Source organism: Sandarakinorhabdus sp., from assembly GCF_031430775.1.
In the GTDB taxonomy this organism is placed as follows: Bacteria; Pseudomonadota; Alphaproteobacteria; order Sphingomonadales; family Sphingomonadaceae; genus Sandarakinorhabdus.
In genome coordinates, this window is sequence record NZ_JANPCD010000139.1 from 1 (window position 1) to 4,651 (window position 4,651).

Genomic DNA, 4,651 nt, shown 5'->3' on the forward strand with positions numbered 1-4,651 from the left:
TTGTGACCATCGATCGGCCCGACATAATAGAAACCCAGCTCTTCGAACAGCGTGCCGCCGCCCTGGGCAAAGCCGCGGGCATATTCATCGGCGCGCGCCGCAACCTTTTTCAGCGGCGGCGGCAGCGTCTTGCGGACGATCTGCTTGAGCGCCTCGCGGATTTCGAGAAACTGGCGCGACGACAGCAGCCGCGACAGATAGGCCGACAGCGCGCCAACCGGCGGCGCGATCGACATGTCATTGTCGTTGAGGATGACTACAAGGCGGTTGCCCGCCTCGCGCGCGTTGTTCATCGCTTCATAGGCCATACCGGCCGACATGGCGCCATCGCCAATGACGGCAATCGCCTTGCCGGGCTGGCCCTTGAGCTTGTTGGCGACAGCAAAGCCCAGCGCAGCGGAAATGGAGGTCGAGCTGTGCGCGGCGCCGAACGGATCATATTCGCTTTCGGTGCGCTTGGTGAAGCCCGAAAGTCCGCCGCCCTGGCGCAGGGTGCGGATACGGTCGCGGCGGCCGGTCAGGATCTTGTGCGGATAGGCCTGATGGCCGACATCCCAGATCAGCCGGTCATCGGGCGTGTTGAACACATAATGCAGCGCCACGGTCAATTCGACCACGCCGAGGCCAGCGCCGAGATGCCCGCCGGTTTGCGACACCGCATGGATCAATTCGGTGCGCAATTCATCGGCAAGCTGGCGCAACTGCCCGTGGGAGAGCGCGCGCATGTCAGCCGGGACATTGACCGTATCGAGAAGGGGAGTTTCAGCAGTCATGCACCGTCGCCGGATTCGTTGATAACAAGCACCAACCCTTAGCGGCTGCCACTGCCCCTGTCGATGAAATGTGACCGGTCCGTAACAGGCGTTCAGACGCAGGCGGCGCAGCGGCCCCGCACTTCGATAACCGGGCGTTCGGGAAAGAAACCCGTGGCCAGCGCGGTTTCGCGCACCAGTGCCGCCAGCCGGTCGTCATCGACATGGGTCGCCTTGCCGCAGGCGTCGCACACAAGGAAAATACAGTCGTGCAGGCAATCGGGGTGCTGGTTCGCCAGATAGGCATTGGCGCTTTCGACCCGGGTGGCGACATTGCGGGCGACGAACAGATCGAGAATGCGATAGACGCTGTTGGCCGCGATACGCCGCCCCAAAGTGCCCGAAACGCGTTCCGTGACATCATAGGCCGATGCCGGGCGATCGAAGCTGGCCAGCGCCGCGAACACCGACGCGCGCAAATCTGTCCATTGCTCGCCAGCCCGCAGAAGCGCGCGCTGTGCCGCCATACCCAGCGCGGCGCCCTGATGATGGGCGTGGTCATGCGCCGGCATCGGATTCATGATGGCAACATCGTTCATGCTTCAATTATCGGGGGTAATGCCGGCAGGCACAAGCCCGCAGGGTGCCGCAGCCATCACCAACCTGCCGACAGGATCAGGCGGCCGAGGCTCGCATGTTCCAGATATGGGCAACAGCAAGCAGCGACACGCCAAGAACCGAGGCCGCGATTTCCAGCAATGCGCCGTGGCCGACAAAGATCGAGGCCGCCATCAGGCCGATGCCGGCAGCGCCAAGCGCCGCAATGATGCGGCGGCGATGCAACAACTGGCCGCGCCACAGGGCCACGACGGCCAGCGGCAAGGCCAGCACCAGTCCGATCACATGCACCTGATGATCCAGCAGTTGCCCGGACACCGCAAACAGGCCCAGCGCGGCCACGCCGGCAAGGCAATGGACGAGGCAAAGCCCTGACAGACCGATTGCGAAGCGGTCAAGAAGAGATGATGCGACCTTGGGCACACAGACGGCGATACATTATAACATGCGCCGCCGCAAGTGGCGCAAAATGGTTACAGCGCCAGAAGTTCGCTCACGGTCAGCAGCTGCGACAGCTCCCGCGATTTCCCGTCGCTGCTGTAAAACACATAGACCGGCACGCCGGCACGGCCTTCGCGTGCCAGCCAGTCGGAAATGGTCGGATCTCCGCGCGTCCAGTCGCCTTCCAGCACGGCAATACCCTTGGCCTTGAAAGCGCTGGCAACGCGTGCATCGGCCATGGCGCCCTTTTCGTTGACCTTGCAGGTCAGGCACCAGTCGGCAGTCATGTACAGGAACACCGGCCGCCCTTCGGCTCGCAGCGCTGCAAGCCTTGCCGGCGAAAATCGCTGTGCGGACAATCCGGCGGGCGCCGATGTGCCGGCTGCTTCGGCGGGCGCGCCGATCGGCAGGGTGGCAATGGCGAGAGCCACCACCGCCGCCGCCGCCGCCGCCTGAATCCATGCTGTGCCGCCCGCGTGCTGGCGCTGTCCGACCCACCAGAGCAGCAAACCGAGCGCGAGGGCGCCGGCGAGCCCCGCCGTCAAGCCTTCGACGCCCGCCTGGCGCCCCAGCACCCATGCCAGCGCCAGCACGGTCAGGAACATCGGAATCGACAAGATAGCCTTGAACCGGGTCATCCAGGCGCCGGGCCGTGGCAGCCGCTTGCGCAGGGCCGGGACAAAACCCACCAGCAGGAACGGCAGGGCCAGACCAAAGCCAAGCCCGGCAAACACCGAAACCGCCTGAACCGGCGGCAGCACCAGCGACGCACCAAGAGCGCCGGCCATGAATGGCCCGGTGCAGGGCGTCGCGACAAAGGCCGCCAACGCGCCGGTGGCAAAGCTGCCCAGCGCGCCGCCCTTGGCCACGGCATCCTGGCCGAGATTGCCGCTGGTCAGGTTGATTTCGAACAGGCCGGCCAGATTGAGCGCAATGGCGGTCATCAGCAGCAGCAGCCCGGCAATGACGCGCGGGTCCTGCAACTGGAATGCCCAGCCAACCTGCGCGCCAGCGGCACGCAGCACCAGCACCAGGCCGCCAAGCGCGGCGCAGACAAGGATGACGCCAGCGGCATAGGCCACCGCGTCGCGCCGAGCGACGGCGGCATCGACATTGCCCTTGGCCAAGGCCAGCGCCTTGAGGCTGAGAATCGGAAAAACGCACGGCATAATGTTGAGCAGGACACCGCCCAGCACGGCGCCCAGCAGAATCAGCGGCAGGCCGGGGCCGGCGCCCTGCGGTGCAGCGGTTGTCAGGCTGGCACCGGGCTGCGGCACGGCACCGGCGTTGGCGGAAATGGTGAAGCCATAATCATGACTGTCGCCTTCGCGTGTGATGCGCAGCAGGCCGGTGACAGTGCCGGATGGGCCGGGATCAGCCGCATCTGTCTCGATTCGCAGCATGTCGCCGCTGCGCGTCACCGATTGCGGCGCGGCATAGCCGATGACACCGTCCTGCAAGGGATAGAAATAGGCACTGCGGACCTTGTCGATGCTGCCCACCGGCACGGCAATCGCAACGCGGCTGACGCCCTGGCCCGTTTTGGTAGCCGACCAGCGCGCCGGCCAATCCACCGTGCGCGGCAGGGCGTTGCGGGCATTGGCGACTCGAAAGCCCATCTCGGGGTCGGCAGCGCCACTGCCGGTGGTGAGCGGCAGGGTCAATTCGGCGCTTTCGGGCACGCATTGTTCAAGACTGCACACCAGCCAGTCCACCTTGACGCTGACCGGATAGGGCTTGCCGCCGGCAAGGTCAGCTGGCACCGCGACTTCTGTCAGCAGGACATTTGTCTTTTCATAGACGTAGTTCATGAGGCCCGAGACGATCAGCGTGCCGGGAACCGGGTAGCTGAGTTCGGCAGGGGTGGGCGTGCCTTCGGGCAACGTCCAGGCCGCACGCGTCGGCGCCCCGGCGTCGCCGGGATTGATCCAATATGTGTGCCAGCCCTGCCGGGGGGTGAGTTGGATACCGACCGTCAGCGGCTTTCCAGGCGCCGGGCTGCGGCTTTCGGCAATCAGCTCGGCACGCGTGTGCGGTTGCTCGCTGATCGACTGGGCCGCCAAGGGCGCCGAGGCGAGGAGGACGAATGCTGTGGCAAGATGGCGAATCATGATTCCGCTTATGCAAGCCCGGCGCCGCAACGCAAGGGCAGCGGTAGTTGTCCGTGGCAAACTGCAGCTGCCCCCGTCCCCAGCGACAAGGGGCACTACCACCGGCATGCAAGGAAATCCGGCCCCGTTCGTGCGGCGGCAAGTCCCGCCGCACGAACGGGGCCAGCAATCGGAAGCACCAAAGAAAAATGGCGCAGGGGGTGCCCTGCGCCATTGTTCCGATTGATGGCAGCCGGGAATATCCCGGCGGCAGATCAGCGCTTGGAGAACTGGAAGGACCGGCGGGCCTTGGCCTTGCCGTACTTCTTGCGCTCGACGACGCGCGGATCGCGGGTCAGGAAGCCTGCCTGCTTGACCTGCGTGCGCAGCACGGGTTCGTACTTGGTCAGCGCCTGTGCGATGCCATGCTTCACTGCGCCGGCCTGGCCGGACAGGCCGCCGCCGGTGACAGTGGCCATGACGTCATATTGGTCACGGCGTTCGGCAACGTCGAACGGCTGGTTGATGAGCAGGCGCAGCGACGGACGTGCGAAATACACGGTCTGGTCTCGGCCATTGACGACGATCTTGCCGCTGCCGGGCTTGATCCACACGCGGGCGATGGCGTTCTTGCGCGTGCCGGTCGCATAGGCGCGGCCATAGGCGTCAAGTTCCTGCTCGCGCAGCGGCGTCGGCGGGTTGCCGGCGATGCCGTTGTTGTTGAGGGGCCCCTCGGCGTCGAGGCCGGCG

Annotated in this window: 5 protein-coding genes; all 5 read right to left on the reverse strand. The window is 65.6% G+C overall.

What is annotated here, in order from left to right; all coding sequences use genetic code 11:
* Window positions 1-773 (reverse strand): 1-deoxy-D-xylulose-5-phosphate synthase N-terminal domain-containing protein (locus RMQ73_RS08610; RefSeq protein ID WP_310497742.1); only part of this gene is annotated, 773 nt, incomplete at its 3' end.
* Between the two features lie 92 nt (window positions 774-865).
* Window positions 866-1,324: a transcriptional repressor gene (locus tag RMQ73_RS08615; RefSeq protein WP_310497746.1), complete on the reverse strand. Its 459-nt coding sequence runs from the start codon at window positions 1,322-1,324 to the stop codon at window positions 866-868.
* Window positions 1,325-1,427: 103 nt separating this feature from the next.
* The gene (locus tag RMQ73_RS08620; protein WP_310497743.1) at window positions 1,428-1,793 is read right to left on the reverse strand and encodes a MerC domain-containing protein; all 366 of its coding nucleotides are present in this window, start codon (window positions 1,791-1,793) and stop codon (window positions 1,428-1,430) included.
* Window positions 1,794-1,843: 50 nt separating this feature from the next.
* Window positions 1,844-3,922 carry a thioredoxin family protein gene (locus RMQ73_RS08625; RefSeq protein ID WP_310497744.1) on the reverse strand — a complete coding sequence of 693 codons (2,079 nt, stop codon included), beginning with the start codon at window positions 3,920-3,922 and terminating at the stop codon, window positions 1,844-1,846.
* 254 nt (window positions 3,923-4,176) lie between these two features.
* The coding region (gene rpsI / locus RMQ73_RS08630) for a 30S ribosomal protein S9 (RefSeq protein WP_310497745.1) at window positions 4,177-4,651 on the reverse strand (475 nt) is incomplete at its 5' end.